General features: G+C 66.2%; 16 protein-coding genes. 14 read left to right on the forward strand and 2 right to left on the reverse strand.

The features are described from left to right. Window positions 1-12: 12 nt before the first annotated feature. Window positions 13-525: a flavodoxin family protein gene (locus tag CAL19_RS04670; RefSeq protein WP_094796140.1), complete on the reverse strand. Its 513-nt coding sequence runs from the start codon at window positions 523-525 to the stop codon at window positions 13-15. Beyond that, complete coding sequence (locus CAL19_RS04675) at window positions 522-1,379, reverse strand: zinc-dependent peptidase (protein ID WP_094796141.1); 858 nt, start codon at window positions 1,377-1,379, stop codon at window positions 522-524. The genes CAL19_RS04670 and CAL19_RS04675 overlap by 4 nt, the downstream gene beginning before the upstream one ends. Window positions 1,380-1,481: 102 nt before the next feature. On the opposite strand from CAL19_RS04675, the gene CAL19_RS04680 reads away from it, so the two are divergent. From CAL19_RS04680 to CAL19_RS04745, 14 genes are all read left to right on the forward strand, one after another. Continuing rightward, window positions 1,482-3,707 (forward strand): RelA/SpoT family protein, encoded by a 2,226-nt coding sequence (locus tag CAL19_RS04680; protein WP_094796142.1) that lies wholly within the window; start codon window positions 1,482-1,484, stop codon window positions 3,705-3,707. A gap of 282 nt (window positions 3,708-3,989) precedes the next feature. Beyond that, complete coding sequence (gene argE, locus CAL19_RS04685; RefSeq protein ID WP_026640338.1) at window positions 3,990-5,144, forward strand: acetylornithine deacetylase; 1,155 nt, start codon at window positions 3,990-3,992, stop codon at window positions 5,142-5,144. 110 nt (window positions 5,145-5,254) lie between these two features. Then, window positions 5,255-6,454 carry a tryptophan synthase subunit beta gene (trpB, locus tag CAL19_RS04690; RefSeq protein ID WP_026640339.1) on the forward strand — a complete coding sequence of 400 codons (1,200 nt, stop codon included), beginning with the start codon at window positions 5,255-5,257 and terminating at the stop codon, window positions 6,452-6,454. Window positions 6,455-6,458: 4 nt separating this feature from the next. Beyond that, window positions 6,459-7,319 carry a tryptophan synthase subunit alpha gene (trpA, locus tag CAL19_RS04695; protein WP_094796143.1) on the forward strand — a complete coding sequence of 287 codons (861 nt, stop codon included), beginning with the start codon at window positions 6,459-6,461 and terminating at the stop codon, window positions 7,317-7,319. Window positions 7,320-7,354: 35 nt separating this feature from the next. Beyond that, window positions 7,355-8,230, forward strand: coding sequence for an acetyl-CoA carboxylase, carboxyltransferase subunit beta (accD, locus tag CAL19_RS04700; RefSeq protein ID WP_026640341.1), 876 nt, complete (start codon window positions 7,355-7,357; stop codon window positions 8,228-8,230). A 61-nt stretch (window positions 8,231-8,291) separates the two neighbouring features. Continuing rightward, on the forward strand, window positions 8,292-8,837 hold the full coding sequence (locus CAL19_RS04705) for an acyloxyacyl hydrolase (protein ID WP_026640342.1): 546 nt from the start codon (window positions 8,292-8,294) through the stop codon (window positions 8,835-8,837). 1 nt (window position 8,838) lies between these two features. After that, complete coding sequence (locus CAL19_RS04710; RefSeq protein WP_026640343.1) at window positions 8,839-9,720, forward strand: LysR family transcriptional regulator; 882 nt, start codon at window positions 8,839-8,841, stop codon at window positions 9,718-9,720. 340 nt (window positions 9,721-10,060) lie between these two features. After that, entirely contained in the window at window positions 10,061-11,065 is a 1,005-nt protein-coding gene (locus CAL19_RS04715; RefSeq protein ID WP_026640344.1) for a TRAP transporter substrate-binding protein, read from the forward strand. A gap of 67 nt (window positions 11,066-11,132) precedes the next feature. After that, window positions 11,133-11,612 (forward strand): TRAP transporter small permease, encoded by a 480-nt coding sequence (locus tag CAL19_RS04720; protein WP_026640345.1) that lies wholly within the window; start codon window positions 11,133-11,135, stop codon window positions 11,610-11,612. Further along, the gene (locus CAL19_RS04725) at window positions 11,605-12,882 is read left to right on the forward strand and encodes a TRAP transporter large permease (protein WP_094796144.1); all 1,278 of its coding nucleotides are present in this window, start codon (window positions 11,605-11,607) and stop codon (window positions 12,880-12,882) included. Before CAL19_RS04720 ends, CAL19_RS04725 begins: the two co-directional genes overlap by 8 nt. A 10-nt stretch (window positions 12,883-12,892) precedes the next feature. After that, entirely contained in the window at window positions 12,893-13,735 is an 843-nt protein-coding gene (locus tag CAL19_RS04730; protein WP_432759159.1) for an N-acyl homoserine lactonase family protein, read from the forward strand. A gap of 65 nt (window positions 13,736-13,800) precedes the next feature. Further along, window positions 13,801-14,220, forward strand: a complete 420-nt coding sequence (locus tag CAL19_RS04735; protein ID WP_026640348.1) for a carboxymuconolactone decarboxylase family protein — start codon at window positions 13,801-13,803, stop codon at window positions 14,218-14,220. Beyond that, on the forward strand, window positions 14,217-15,131 hold the full coding sequence (locus CAL19_RS04740; RefSeq protein WP_038852465.1) for an NAD(P)-dependent oxidoreductase: 915 nt from the start codon (window positions 14,217-14,219) through the stop codon (window positions 15,129-15,131). Before CAL19_RS04735 ends, CAL19_RS04740 begins: the two co-directional genes overlap by 4 nt. Beyond that, a complete protein-coding gene (locus CAL19_RS04745) occupies window positions 15,124-15,876 on the forward strand; it encodes a cyclase family protein (RefSeq protein WP_094796145.1) in 753 nt (250 codons plus the stop codon). Before CAL19_RS04740 ends, CAL19_RS04745 begins: the two co-directional genes overlap by 8 nt. The last annotated feature ends 30 nt before the right edge of the window (window positions 15,877-15,906 follow it).

The following is a 15,906-nucleotide window of genomic DNA, read 5'->3' on the forward strand; positions in this document are numbered from 1 at the left end:
GTTGCTATAGCATCAGGTTTCGCCCGCAAGCAGGGTGGCGGCCAGCAGCCCGCCCAGCTCTGCGCTGCGGGCGAGCGCCGCTTCCGGCACGACCTTGGGGGCCAGGATGGCTTGCGGCGTCTGCGCACCGTTACGTTCGATGAGCGGGGGACAGGCTGCACGCAGCCTCCAGCCGGTGCAGATGCGATCGGTTTGCCGGGCCGCTGCGGCGCCATCGGTGCCGGCGCTGATGGCCAGCCCGTACGGGCGTCCGGCTATCCGGTCGATCACGGGGTAGTAGCAGCGGTCGAAGAATTCTTTCATTTCGCCGCTGAGCCCGCCCAGGTTTTCGGGTGCGCAGAACAGCAAGCCGTCGGCCTGCAGCACATGGGTGGGCTCCACATTGCGAGCGCGCCGCAAACTGACCTGCAGGCGGTCGCGCAATCCCAGCTCGCGGGCCGCCGCGCGTGCGCCGCTGGCCATGCTTGCCGCCATCTGCCGCGCCGCGCCGGTGCGCGAGTGCCAGACGATCAGCAGCCGTTTCATGGCAGCCCCGCCGGGGCAACGTGCGCCAGGCGCGCCAGGGGGTCCTGGCGATAGTAGGCGCGCAGCAGCTCGAACCATTCGGGCAAGGCGCGGGCCAGCGGCTCGGGGTCCACAAAAAAATGTTCCGAACTGACCGCAAAAAACTCGGCTTCGTCCGTGGCCGCGTACGGGTCCAGCGGCAACTGGCCATACCAGGGGTCGGCGTCGGGGCTCTCGGGGTCGATATGGCCGGGAATCGCGGACTCGATGGCATCCAGCGCCTCGGTGAAGCGGTCCAGCGATGTTTCCAGAATGTGCTGCCAGGTGCGCGGCGACAGGTCCGGGTGGGCCGCAAGCGACGGCATGCCGTCGGCCTGCCCCGACGCCAGGTCGAGCTTGTGCGCGAACTCGTGGATGACGACATTAAAGGCGCCTTCGCGAGGCAGGGCGTCGGCCCACGAAAGAATCACCGGCCCGCCGTCCCAGGCTTCGCCCGCCGCGGCTTCATCGTATTCGTGCACCACCCCCGCATCGTCCTGGTGTACGCGCCGTATGGAAAAACCTTCGGGATATACGATGATCTCGTCCCATCCTTCGTACAGGGTGGGCGACAGATTCAGGATGGGCAGCGCGGCCTGGGCGCCGATCGACAGGCGCATGAAGTCGTCGGGCTCCAGCCCCCGCGCGCCGTTGAGGTTCTTGCTTGCCAGCAGCCAGGCGGCGCGCGCCAGCAGCTGTTCGCGCTCGTCCGCGTCCAGCGCGGCCAGGAAAGGATGCGCCTGCAATACCCGGCTCCACAGCCCGGGCTCAATGCGGTCGCGCACCTGCGCAACCTCCGAGGCAGAGGCGCCGCGGCCCTTCAGCCATCGCAACATAACTATGGGTTCCTTCATCATGCCGGCCGCGCGCGTCGCGGCCTTTGCGCTTAGTGTAGAGTGTAGGAAAATCCCGCTATTTTCCGGCCAGCTTCGTGCGCGATGTCCGTAACTACTCATACCGATACGTTCTCGCCGTTCGACGATTCCTGGCGTGAGATGGCCGGCGCCGGGCTCGAGCCCGATGCGCTGCAGCAGATCGACAGCGCGGTAGCCTGGGCCACGCCGCAGTTCGCAGGCCAGTTCACCCCCACCGGCGAGCCCGTGGCATGCCACGCGGCCGGCGCGGTGCGCATCCTGGCGGGCCTGCAGACCGACGCGGCCACGCGCGTGGCCGCGTTGCTGGCCACCTTGCCGGTCGACCTCGCGCAGCCGGCCCCGCCGTTGCGCAACGACCCCATCGCCGCCGAATTCGGTAGCGAGATCGCACGCCTGGTGCAGGGCGCACGCGCGCTGCTGCGCCTGGGCATGGTGGCGCGGCATGCCAGCGACAGCGAGGCCGACAGCGTCGACCAGAAAGAAATGCAGCGCAAGATGCTGCTGGCCATGGCGGCCGACCTGCGCATTGTGCTGATGCGCCTGGCCTCGCGCCTGCAGACGCTGCGCTGGCATGCCGAGTCCAGAAAACCCTGCGCGCCGGCCTTCGCCCAGGAAACCCTCGACCTGTATACCCCACTGGCCAACCGCCTGGGCATCTGGCAGATCAAGTGGGAAATGGAAGACCTGGCGTTCCGCTTCCTGGAGCCCGACCGGTATAAGCAGATTGCGCGGCTGCTCGAAGAAAAGCGGGTGGAACGCGAAGCCTTTATCGCCAACGCCATCGAGCAGGTGCAGGCGGCGCTGGCCAAAGCGGGCATCGCCGCCGAGGTCAGCGGGCGGCCCAAGCACATCTACAGCATCTGGAACAAGATGCGCCTGAAGGGCCTGGAATTCGCGCAGCTTTATGACCTGCGCGCGCTGCGCATCATCGTCGACGATGTGCGGGCCTGCTATACAGCGCTGGGCCTGGTGCACGATATGTGGACGCCACTGGCCGACGAATTCGACGACTATATATCCCGCCCCAAGCCCAACGGCTACCGGTCGCTGCATACGGTGGTGACCGATGCGGACGGCCGGCCTTTCGAAGTGCAGATCCGCACGCGCGGCATGCACGAGTTTGCCGAGTACGGCATGGCGGCGCACTGGCGCTACAAAGAAGCGGGCGCCAAGGGCGGGCAGGTGGCCGCATCCAGCGACTACGATCGCCAGCTGTCCTGGATGCGCCAGCTGCTGGCCTGGAATGCCGACGTGGAAACGGGGGGCAAACAGCCCGTGCCCAGCCGTGCGCCGCGCGACGAGCGCATCTACGTCCTGACGCCGCAGGCGCGTGTCATCGAGCTGCCTGCCGGCGCCACGCCGGTGGACTTCGCCTATCACCTGCACACCGACCTGGGCCACCGCTGCCGCGGCGCACGCGTAGATGGCCAGATGGTCCCGCTGCAGACACAGCTGGCTACGGGCCAGACCGTCGAAATCATTGCCGCCAAGTCCGGCGGGCCGTCGCGCGACTGGCTCAACCCCCAGCTCGGCTTTCTGGCCAGCCCCCGGGCGCGCGCCAAAGTCCGCATGTGGTTCAACGCCATCGAGCTGCAGCAGCGGATCACCGCCGGGCAGGCGCTGGTTGAAAAAGAACTGCAGCGGCTGGGCAAGACGGCGGTCAACCTCGAACAATTGGCCCAGAGCCTGGGCTTTGCGCGCGCGGATGACCTGTACGTGGCTGCCGCCAAAGACGAGTTCAGCCTGCGGCAGATCGACGCCGTGTTCCAGCAGCCGGCGCCCGCACCCGAACCCGACGCGGCCGACCTGGCCAATGCGCACAGCGCCGACAGCGCGGCCCGCAGCGGCAAGAGCGGCGTGCTGGTGGTGGGCGTGGATTCGCTGTTGACGCAGCTGGCGCGCTGCTGCCGCCCGGCGCCGCCGGACGAAATCGCCGGCTTCGTGACGCGTGGCAGGGGGGTTTCCATTCATCGCACAGGCTGCCGCAGCTACCAGGCGCTGGCGGCGCGCGAACCGGAACGGGTCATCGACGTAGCGTGGGGCGAAACCTCCGAAACCTTTTATCCGGTCGACATCAGTGTGCGGGCGCATGACCGCTCGGGGCTGCTGCGCGACCTGTCGGAAGTGTTCGCCCGGCTCAGGCTGAATGTCGTCGGCGTCAACACCCAGAGCCGCCAGTCGCTGGCGCACATGATCTTCACGGTGGAAGTGCGCGGCGGCGAGTCGCTGGGCAAAGCCATGGCGGCGCTGTCGGAAGTGCAGGGCGTGATCTCGGCGGCCCGGAACTAGGCTATCGGGTTTGTCTCGATGGACGGTGTCTGACACCCTGCGGGAGTCAGACACCACGGCGAGCCACCTTGTATCTTGATCAGACCTCGCCGGCGCCAGGCACATTCCGCTGGTGTCTGACTCCCGTAGGGTGTCAGACACCTTGTATCTTTGTCAGACCTCGCCGACGCCAGGCACATTCCGCTGGTGTCTGACTCCCGCAGGGTGTCAGACACCTTCACCCCTGGAGGGCGGGCGACATTCTGTCCTACACTCAGCGTTTTACCCGTGGGGATTCATGACATGGATACGCGTACGTGGCTGCAAACCCTGGTCGGTATTGACACCACCAGCCGGAATTCCAACCTGGGCCTGATCGAGACCGTGCGCGACAGCTTGAAATCCCAGGGGGTGACAGCGTGGCTGGCCCACAATCCCGATGGCAGCAAGGCCAACCTGTTTGCCACCCTGCCGGCCAGCGACGGCGGCGAACAGGGCGGCATCGTCCTGTCGGGCCATACCGACGTGGTGCCCGTCGACGGGCAGGACTGGTCCACCGACCCGTTCAGCCTGGCCGAGGCAGATGGTCGCCTGTACGGGCGCGGCGCGTGCGACATGAAGGGGTTCATCGCCGCATCCCTGGCGCTGGTGCCCGAATTCCTGGCCATGCCGCGCAAAAAGCCCATCCACCTGGCGTTTTCCTATGACGAAGAGGTGGGCTGCGTGGGCGCGCCGGTCATGCTGGCAGAGCTGCGCGACCGGGGCATCCGGCCCGACGGCTGCGTGGTGGGCGAGCCCACCGGCATGCAGGTGGTGGTGGCGCACAAGGGTATCAACCTGTTCAATTGCTGCGTCCAGGGCAGGGCGGCGCATTCGTCGCTGACCCCCCGCGGCTGCAACGCCATCGAGTATGCGGCCCGCCTGATCTGCCGCATCCGCGAACTGGCCGACGCTTTCAAGGCGCAAGGGCCCTACGACGAGTTCTACGACGTGCCGTATTCCACCCTGACCACCAACCTGATCCAGGGCGGCATCGCGGTCAATACCATTCCCGAGCATTGCGAATTCACCTACGAGTTCCGCAACCTGCCGGGCATGCCCGCCGACTCCATACAGGCCGAAGTCGAGCGCTATGTGCAGGAAACGCTGTTGCCGGCCATGCGCGCCGAGTACGAAGGCGCACGCATAGATATCACGACCGGCGCCATGGCGCCCGGCATGGACGCCTCGGAAGAGGCTGCCATTACCCAATTGGTGCGCGCCCTGACCAACGACCGCGCCACCCGCAAAGTGGCGTACGGAACCGAGGCCGGCCTGTTCCACAACCTGGGCGTGCCCACGGTGGTGTGCGGCCCGGGCCATATCGAGCAGGCGCACAAGGCCGACGAATATGTCGCCCTGGACCAGCTGGCCGACTGCGAGAAGTTCCTGCGCCGCCTGGGCCAGTCGCTGGCGTAGCGGCATTCTCCGCCGGCGCGGGGGCGCAGGCCATGCGCTCGGGTAAAATGTCGGGTTGCGAAGCGGGCTTCGCGGCAAACGGCCGTTTGCCGCCGGCCCAGGAGAAACTGGTGAATTCTTACGACCTTCCGGATGCCCAGGGCCATTTCGGCCAGTATGGCGGCGTGTTCGTCGCCGAAACGCTGATGCACGCGCTTGCCGAACTGCGTACCGCTTACGACCGGTGCCGGCTCGACCCCAAGTTCATCGAGGCCTTCAACTACGAACTCAAGCACTTCGTCGGGCGGCCCAGCCCCGTGTACCATGCCGAGCGCTGGTCGCGCGAACTGGGCGGCGCGCAGATCTGGTTCAAGCGCGAAGACCTCAACCATACGGGCGCGCACAAGGTCAATAACTGCATTGGCCAGGCGCTGCTGGCCCGCCACATGGGCAAGCCGCGCGTCATCGCCGAGACCGGCGCGGGCCAGCATGGCGTTGCCACGGCCACGGTCGCGGCCCGCTATGGCATGGAATGCGTGGTGTACATGGGCAGTGAAGACGTGCGGCGCCAGGCGTCCAATGTCTATCGGATGAAGCTGCTGGGCGCCACCGTGGTGCCGGTGGAGTCCGGGTCGCGCACCCTGAAAGACGCGCTCAACGAAGCCATGCGCGACTGGGTCACCAACATCGAAAACACGTTCTATATCATCGGCACGGTGGCCGGGCCGGACCCGTACCCCCGCATGGTGCGCGATTTCCAGACCGTCATCGGCAACGAATGCCTTGAGCAAATGCCGCAAGACGCGGGTCGCCAGCCCGACTACGTGGTGGCGTCGGTGGGCGGCGGTTCGAATGCCATGGGCATTTTCTACCCCTATATTCCCTATGAGCAGGTGCAGCTGGTGGGCGTCGAGGCCGCCGGCGAAGGGCTGTCCAGCGGCCGCCATGCGGCGTCGCTGGCTGCGGGCCAGGTGGGCGTGCTGCACGGCAACCGCACGTACGTCATCCAGGACGCCGACGGCCAGGTGCAGGAAACCCATTCGGTGTCGGCCGGGCTCGACTATCCCGGCGTGGGCCCCGAACACGCTTGGCTGAAAGACAGCGGCCGCGCCCAGTACGTGGGCATTACCGACGAAGAAGCCCTGGCCGCTTTCCACGATTGCTGCCGCATCGAAGGCATCATGCCCGCGCTGGAATCGTCGCATGCCATTGCCCAGGCCGTGAAAATGGCGCCCACGTTGCCGCGCGACAAGATCATCCTGGTCAATCTGTCCGGCCGCGGCGACAAAGACATGCATACCGTCGCCGAGCGCGCGGGCATCCAGTTCTGACACCATGACAACCCCCAACGATCGCATTGCCGCGGCGTTTTCCAGGGTGGCCGAATCCGGCCGCTCAGCCGCGCTCATCCCTTATATCGCCGCCGGCGACCCATCCCCCGAGACCACCGTGCCCCTGATGCACGCGCTGGTGCAGGCCGGCGCCGATATCGTCGAGCTGGGTGTGCCGTTTTCCGACCCGATGGCCGACGGGCCGGTCATCCAGCGAGCCGCCGAGCGCGCCATCGCACAGGGCGTGGGCCTGCGTCGGGTGCTCGACCTGGTGGCCCAGTTCCGCCTTGATGACAGCGACACCCCCGTGGTGCTGATGGGCTACGCCAACCCCATCGAACGCATGGGCCAGCAAGAATTCGCGAACGCCGCCCAGGCGGCCGGCGTGGATGGCGTGCTGGTGGTCGACTATCCGCCCGAAGAAGTCGACGAATTCGCCGCGCAACTCAACGCCCGCGGCATTGCGCCCATTTTCCTGCTGGCGCCCACTTCGACCGAAGCGCGCATCCGGGCCATTGCCGGCATCGCGCGGGGCTACGTGTATTACGTGTCGCTCAAGGGCGTCACGGGCGCGGGCAGCCTCGACACGGCCGACGTCGCCGCCCGCCTGGCCCAGATCCGCCGCCATGTCAGCATTCCGGTGGGCGTGGGCTTCGGCATCCGGGACGCCGCCAGTGCGCAGAACATCGCGCGCGCCGCCGATGCGGTGGTCATCGGCAGCAAGCTTATCGAAACCATGGAGCAGGCGACCGCCGCCGCGCCCGCAGGCAAGCAAACCGAGGCCGCCGTGGCCGCCGCCAGCCAGTGGCTGGCCGGCATCCGGCAGGCGCTCGATCAAATCAAACGAGGCAATCCGCCGGCCTGAAGCCGCCGCGCGATGCCCACAACGGAAGAACGACCATGAGCTGGATCGAAAAACTCCTGCCGCCCCGCATCAACAAAACCAACGACAGCGGCGCACGCCGCGTACCCGAGGGCCTGTGGGTCAAGTGTCCTTCTTGCGAGTCGGTGCTGTACAGCGAAGATCTCGCCGCCAATCTGCATGTGTGCCCCAAGTGCGACCATCACATGCGCATCGGCTCGCGCGCCCGCCTGGACTCGCTGCTGGACGTAGAAGGGCGCATCGAGATCGGCCAGAACACCCGGTCGGTCGACTCGCTCAAGTTCAAGGACACCCGCAAGTACCCCGAGCGCGTCCAGGAAGCCATGAAGCAAACCGGCGAAACCGACGCGCTGGTGGTCATGAGCGGCTCGATCCGCGGCGTGCCGGCGGTGGTGGCATGTTTCGAGTTCGAGTTCATGGGCGGCTCCATGGGTTCGGTCGTCGGCGAGCGATTCGCGCGCGGCGCGCAGGCGGCCCTGGACAACAAGACGCCTTTCATCTGCGTGGCGGCGTCCGGCGGCGCCCGCATGCAGGAAAGCCTGCTGTCGCTGATGCAAATGGCCAAGACCAACGCCATGCTGACGCGCCTGTCGGCCGCGGGGCTGCCTTTCATCAGCGTGCTGACCGATCCCACCATGGGCGGGGTGTCGGCCAGCTTTGCGTTCATGGGCGACGTGGTCATTGCCGAACCCAAGGCCCTGATCGGTTTTGCCGGCCCTCGCGTCATCGAGCAGACCGTGCGCGAAAAGCTGCCCGAAGGCTTCCAGCGCGCCGAGTTCCTGTTGCAGAAAGGCGCCATCGACATGGTGGTCGACCGGCGTCAACTGCGTGAAGAAATTGCCCGCCTGCTGGCGTTGCTGACCGACCAACCGGCCGATGTGGTCGCTGCCTGAGGCGCGGCGACAGGAAAAATTCTGCTATGTTTACTGGTGCGTCGAAAACACAGGAGCATTCATGCTGAATTGCAATAATAAAAAGCTGCGGGCGGCTCTGGCCGCGCTCTCGTTCGCCGGCCTGGCAGGCGCGGCGCAGGCCCAGGAAACCACGCAAGGCGGCATCGGCCTGCATTACGGCGTGGGCGAGCATTACCAGCGCGCCGAACTCGTGTACGAGACGCCGGGCCTGCAGCTCTACAAGTTTGGCGGCAACTGGGGGCGGATCGATCTTACCGGCGAATTCGGCGCGGCCTATTGGTGGGCCAGCGGATCGCGTTCGCCCAGCAGCGTCTGGCAGTTCAACGCCATCCCCATGTTCCGCTGGTGGATGACCGACCGCTTCTACGTCGAAGCCGGCATCGGCGCCACGGCGTTCACCAGCACCAAGTTCGCCGACGAAAAAATCAGTACCGCATTCCAGTTCGGCGACCACCTGGGCCTGGGCTTCATGATCACCCCCAACAACCGGCTCGGGCTGCGCTATTCCCACTTTTCGAATGCCAGCATCAAGCGCCCCAACCCGGGCCTGGACGTGGTGCAGCTGACGTATACGTACCAGTTCTGATGTGCTGCCTGATCTCACCTCGCTTGCCTTGCTGCGACACGCGGTAGAAAGCCGCAGCCTGTCCAAAGCCGCCGACCGCATGCACATCACGCTGTCGGCGGCCAGCCGGCGCATTTCGCTGCTGGAACACCAGTTTGGCATCGAGTTTTTTGGGCGCCCCCCTGGCGGCGGCATCGAGCCCACGCCCGCAGGCATCATCGTGGCGCGGGGCATCGACAAGGTGCTGCAGGAAGTCGAGCGCATGCAGCAGGAACTGGCCGAATACGTGGGCGGCATCCGCGGCAGCGTGCGGCTGTTCGTCAACACCACTGCCATGGCGCAAGGCCTGCCGCAAGAGCTCGCGCGCTTCAGCACGTCGCGCCCGCACATCAAGATCGAAGTGCGCGAACGGCGCAGCGCCGACATCCCCACCTTCATCCGCGAGGGCGCGGGCGACATCGGCATCGTAATGGAAGGCGCGGCCGTCGAAGGCCTGCAGGTATACGACTACAAGGTCGACCGGCTTTGCATCATAGTGCCGTACGACCACCCCCTGCGCGCCGAACGCGTGGCGTTCCAGGATCTGCTGGACTACGACTTCATCGGCTTGGACACCAATGCCCTGCAGACCGAGCGCATGCTGTCGGCGGCCACGGTGCACGGCAAGAACCTGAAACTGCGCGCGCAGACGCAGAGCTTCGAGGCGCTGTGCCGCATGGTAGAGGCGGGCATGGGTGTCGGCATGCTGTCCGGCGCCGCGGCAAGCAGCTATGTGCCCAGCCTGCGCATCCGCATGATCCACGTGACCGACCCGTGGGCCGAACGCAAGATCCTGCTCTGCGCGCGGCGCGCCGAACTGGATGCGCCGGCGCAGGAACTGCTGTCTTTCCTGGTCCAGCAATAAGGGTTTGCCCGCCACTGGCGCGCCAAGCGCGCACGCCGCTGCACGCGCCCGTTGCACGCGCCCGCTGCGCCCCTTCGAATATCGCTAAGCGCGATTGACCAAATGGCACTTGTCGGCCGTTTTGCCGTCGATATACTGCTTGCAACGGCAACGATCCGGCAGGCGCCGCGATAGCCCCTTAAAGCCGCGCCCGTGGCACCGTGCGGCGGGGCCGGCTGCGGCGAATCGGCAGTTGCACCCCTCGGCCGGGCGTGCGCTTTCTCACGACATAGGTTTTCAGGCAAGGCTTGATCCCTGCCGGCCGCTTGTCGTGCCTACAAAACGAAAACAAGGAGGAGTCATGAAGTTCTTTTCTGTTCTGGCATTGTCCGCCGCGGCTGCGCTGGCCAGCCATGCTGCCCATGCGCAGGAATACCGGTTCCGCTTTTCGGCCGATTCGGCCACGACCAACATCAAGGTGCAGGCGTACCAGAAGTGGGCCGACCTGGCCAAGGAAAAATCGGGCGGACGCATTGCCATCCGCGTGTATCCGAGCGCCCAGCTCTATAACGACGTGAACGTCATTCCCGCCGTGTCGTCCGGTACGGTGGACATGGGCGCGCCGCCCAGCGGCTTGCTGACCGCCGTCGTGCCCGAGGCCGCGGTGTTCGAGCTGCCGTCTATGTGGGGCATTACGTATGACCAGTACCGCCGCATGCTCGGCGGCGACTTCGGACGCGAGCTCGGCAAGAAGTTCGAAGACAAGCTGGGCGTGAAGATCCTGGGCTACTACAACATGGGCGCCTGGGTGTGGGGCACCACGCGCAAGTCCTCGCTGATCCAGGCCCCGGCCGATTTTGCCGACAAGAAAATCCGCGTGGTGGGCAACCCCCTCGTGGAGCAGACGTTCAAGGCCATGGGCGCGCAGCCGGTGCAGATGGCCTGGCCCGAAGTGCCCACGGCGCTGTTGCAGGGCGTCATCGACGGGCTGGAAACCACCATGTCCGGGCTCGATTCCGTCAAGGGCTGGGAACTGGTGGGCAACCTGACGTACGCCAACCACAAGTACACCCCCTACGTGGTGATCATGAACCAGCGCGCCTGGAACAAGCTTCCGCCCGACCTGCAGCAGGTGATGCTCGACACGCTGGAAGAATCGGTGCGCTGGCAGGACACGGAACTGGAGCGTATCAATGCGGCCGCCATCGAGCGGTTCCGCGAGAAGGGCGTGCAGGTGAAGGTTCTGCAGCCGGCCGATGTTCGCGCGTTTGCGCAGTCGGCGGGCAAGGCCGAGCCGGCCTTTGTGCAGTCTGCCAAGCTCGAGCAGGCGGCCGCGCTGGCGCGCGCCAGCGCCGGCCTGCAATAAGCCTAACGACGGCGCGGCGCCCCGGCGGGCGCCGCTTACCTGCTTGTCGCCCATTCGGGGGAGCGAGATGACTGCTGGCAGTTTGCGGGACAAAGGGCTGGTGCTGCTCGGCGCGGTGGCGCTGGTCACGACGCTGATTGGCGTGGTGGCCGTGATGACGCGCTACGCGTTCACGATGGCAATCAGCTTTTCGGACGAATTGATTACGTACCTGATCGTATGGGCCACGCTCATTGCGTTCGGGCTGGGCGAATTCTCTAACGAACATCTGCGCGCCACGGTCTTGGTGGAAAGGCTGTCGCCGCGCTGGCAGTCCGCGCTGTCGTGGCTGTCGCTGGTATTGACGCTGCTGTTCGCGGCCATGCTGGTGTATTACGGCATCGAGATCGCCTGGCAGCGCCACCTGCTCAATGAAGTGTCGCCGACCGCGCTGCAGTTTCCGCAATGGATAGCGCGCGCGGCCGTGCCGGTGGGATTCGGCATTGCGTGCATCGCGCTCGTGGCCCGTATCTTGCGCCGCCAGCCGCAGGGGGCTTCTCATGATTGACTACCTGCCCATCCTGTTGCTGGTCGCACTGCTGGCCATAGGCGCGCCCATCTACCTTGCGCTGGGCCTGAGCGCGCTGCTGGGCTTCTACATCGCCGACCTGCCCCTGCTGGCTTCGGCCGAGATCGTCTACAACAGCCTGACGCCCTTTACGCTGATGGCCGTGCCCTTTTTCGTCATCACGGCCAATCTGATGACCGCGGGCGGCATATCCGACGCGCTGGTCAAGTTCGCGCGGGTATGGGTGGGGCATTTGTGGGGCGGCCTGGGAGTGGCCACCATTCTGGCCTGCGCGATTTTTTCGGCGATATCCGGCTCCAGCGTGGCCACTGCGCTGGCCATAGGGGCGATCTCCATCCCCGCCATGGTGGCCGCCGGCTATGACCGCGGCTACGCCATGGGCGTGACGGCGGCCGGCGGAACGCTGGGTATTCTGATTCCGCCGAGCATCCCGCTGATCCTGTACGGCTTCATTACCGATCAATCTGTGGTGGCGCTGTTTTCCGCGGCGTTGATTCCCGGCTTGCTGGCGGTGTTGTCGCTGCTGGTATGTGCCATGTTGATCGCGCGCATCAAGAATTACCCGCGTTGCCCGCGCGCCAGCATGGCCGAACGGCTGGCCGCGCTGAAGCAGGCGGCGCCCAGCCTGTTCCTGCCCGTCATGATCCTGGGCGGCATCTACGGCGGCATTTATACGCCTACCGAGGCCGCCATCGTATCGGTGGTGTATTCGCTGGTGATCAGCCAGCTGTTCTACCGCCGGATGCGCCTGGTGGAAATTCTGCGTGTCATGGGCAAGTCGATGATCGACACCAGCGCGATCATGATCATCCTGGCCGCTGCCATGTTGCTGGGCCACTATCTGAGCATTGTCGACCTGGGTTTCAGGGTGGCGGCCGCCGTCGAGGCCATGGGACTGGAGCCCATGCAGTTCAACCTGCTGATCATGGCCATTCTGCTGGTGCTGGGCATGTTCATGGAGGCCACCTCGATGCTGCTCATCCTGGTGCCCATGCTTTTGCCCGCCATGGTGGCGCTGGGCGTGAACCCCGTGCATTTCGCCGTGCTGTTCGTCATCGCGATGGAAATCGGCCTGATCACGCCGCCGATCGGCATGAACCTTTATGTGGTGACGCGCGCAGGGCAGGGCGCCCTGCAGGACGCCATACGCGGCAGTCTTCCGTATGTGGGCATGCTGGTGCTGCTGGCGCTGGTGGTGCTGGCGGTGCCGCACACGGCGCTGTGGTTGCCGCAATGGCTGGGCCGCTAGGAAGACGCTGATGAAAACCTCGTCAACCGGAATCGACGCCATCATGCCGTCCGAAACTCAGCCCTTTGAACTGTACGCCCTGCGATATGCGCGCCATCGCGGAAGACTGGCCGAGCACAACTACCTGGGCGGCGCCGATTTTCACGATGCCGGGTCGGACCTGGACTACTACATCTGGGTCGCCCGGCGCGGCGCCGAAACGTATGTCATCGACACGGGTTTCGGCGAAGCGGCGGCGCGCGAACGCGGGCGGGAACTGCTGGTGACGATTCCGCAGGCGCTGGCCCAGCTGCAGCTGGACGCCGCGCGCATCGAGCAAGTCATCATTACCCACCTGCATTACGACCATGCCGGTTCGCTGGCCTCGTTTCCGGCCGCCACCTTCCACCTGCAAGAAGCCGAGGCGGCGTACGCCACGGGGCCATGCATGTGCCACGGCGCGTTGCGCCACCCCTACGACGTCGAGAACGTGGTGGATTACGTGCGCACGCTGTACCAGGGCCGCGTGCGTTTCCACCAGGGCAGCGCCCAGATTTCCCCTGGGCTGTCCGTCCATCGTGTCGGCGGGCACACCGCCGGGCTGCAGGTGGTACGAGTGTGGACGAAGCGCGGGTGGGTGGTGCTGGCCTCCGACGCGACGCATCTGTACGGCAACCTGTCGCGCCAGCATCCGTTTCCCGTGGTCTATCACGTCGGAGAAATGCTGGAGGGCTACCGGATCGTGCGCGAGCTCGCCGATTCGGAAGCCCACATCGTGCCGGGCCACGATCCGCTGGTCATGCGCCGCTATCCGGCCGCCAGCGCGGCGTTGGCCGGCAAGGTCGCGCGGCTCGACGCCGAGCCCGTCGAATGAGACTTTCCGGGGCCGCCGCTATGCGCGGCTCGCCCATCGTCCGTTGTCATCAATCGAGATCACTCATGGCAAAACATGCACCGCAATACCGCAGGAACGAGAACTTCGAGAAAGGCCTGCAGATCCGCCAGGCGCTGCTCGGCAAAGAAAAGATCGATACCGCGCTGTGGGGCGCCGATGCGTTCAACCAGCCCATGCAGCAGCTGGCCACGGAGTTCTGCTGGGGCGAGATCTGGAGCCGGCCGGGCCTGCCGCGCAAGGTGCGCAGTCTGCTGAATATCGCCATGCTCAGTGCGCTGAACCGGTCCAAGGAACTGGAGCTGCATGTGCGCGGCGCGCTGGTCAACGATTGCACGCCCGAAGAAATCCAGGAAGCGCTGCTGCAAGCGGCGGTGTATGCGGGCGTGCCGGCCGGCGTGGAAGGGTTCCGCGTCGCCACGCCCGTTATCCAGCAGTATCTGGAGCAACAGGAGAAGCAGTCGTGAGTGCCCGAGCCCCCGTAGGATTCATCGGCCTGGGCAGCATGGGCGCCGAACTCGCGCACAACCTGGCCCAAGGCGGCGTGCCGCTGGTCGTGCACGACGCGCGTCCGCAGGCCGGGTCGCGCTTTGCCGGCATGGACGTGGACGTTGCGGCATCGCCCGCCGAAGTGGCGTCGCGCTGCGAGATCGTCTGCGTGTGCCTGCCCACGCCAGACGTGGTCCGCCAGGTGGCGCTCGGGCCGGGCGGCCTGGCGGAAGGCGATCGCATGCGCGTGTATGTCGACATGTCGACCACGGGCCCGGCTACGGCGCGATCGGTTGCCAATGAACTGGCGCGGCGCGGCGTGCAGGCCGTGGACGCGCCCGTGAGCGGCGGCGTCGCCGGGGCGCGGGCTCGCACGCTGGCCCTGATGGTATCGGGCGCGGCGGACGTGGTCGCGGGGCTCGAGCCGCTCTTCGCCTTGATGGGCAAGCCGCGCATCATCGGCCACGAGGTAGGCCAGGGCCAGAGCATGAAGCTCATCAATAACCTGATGGCGGCCGCGCATCTTGCTTTGGCCGCCGAGGCCACCGTGCTGGGCGTCAAGGCCGGCCTGGCGCCGGAAACCGTGCTGGATACGCTCAATGCGGGGTCGGGCAAGAACTCCGCCACCGAAGACCGTTTCCCCAAGTACGTGCTGCCGCGCACGTTCGACAATGGCTTTGCCAATGCGCTGATGCGCAAGGACGTGCGCCTGTGCATGGAGATGGCCGAAGAACTCCAGGTTCCGCTCTGGGTGGGCACGGCGGTAGACCGCCTGTGGATGCAGACGGTGCTGCAGGTGGGGCCGCACGAGAGTTCGACTTCTATCGTCAAGACGCTGGAACAATGGGTGGGCGTACAGGTGGGCGCGCAGGAGCCCCGCCATGTGTGACAGCGATCATCGCGCCGGCACGGGCTGGAAGGGCTGGCGCGCCCTGCCGCCACAGCAGCCGTGGATGCCCAAGGGCCCCTGGCGCGACCTGACCTATCCGCTGGGGCCCGACGTCCCGCGCGCCACGGTATTTCCTCAACCCGCGTTCCGGCGCCTGAAAAGCCTGCCGGCCGACCCGCTGAATGTCACCGAGATGCAGATGGTGGTGCACATCGGCACCCACGTCGATGCGCCGCGCCACTTCTTTGCCGATGGCCCGGCTTTTCACGACATCGCGCTGGAAAGGCTGTGCGGGCCCGGCGTCGTGCTGCGGGTGGCGCGCGGCGCGGGCGAGGCCATAGGCGTTGCCGACCTGCAGGCGCAGCAGGCGCTGGTGCAGCCCGGCGACATCGTCGCCATCGACACCGGCTGGAGCCGGTATGCGGGCACGCCGCAATATCACGACCATCCGTACCTGGATGTGGAGGCGGCGCGCTGGCTGGTCGAGCGCGGCGTCAAGCTGGCCGCCTTCGATGTGCCTACCCCCGACCTGCCGCTGGCGCGGCGGCCGGCCGGATACGACTGGCCGGCCCACCATGTGTTGCTGGGCCATGGCGTGCTGGTGTCCGAGAACGTCTACGGGCTGGGCGAACTGGCCGGCCAACGTGTGGAGTTCGCCTTCATGGCGCTGAACATCGTGGACTCGGACGGCGCGCCCGCGCGCGTGATGGCGCGGCCCGTGCAGGCCGGCGGCATGGCGGCCTAGAACTTATTGATCATCAAAACAAGCGAGGAG

This window comes from Bordetella genomosp. 7 (assembly GCF_002261265.1).
Lineage (GTDB): Bacteria > Pseudomonadota > Gammaproteobacteria > Burkholderiales > Burkholderiaceae_B > Bordetella_A.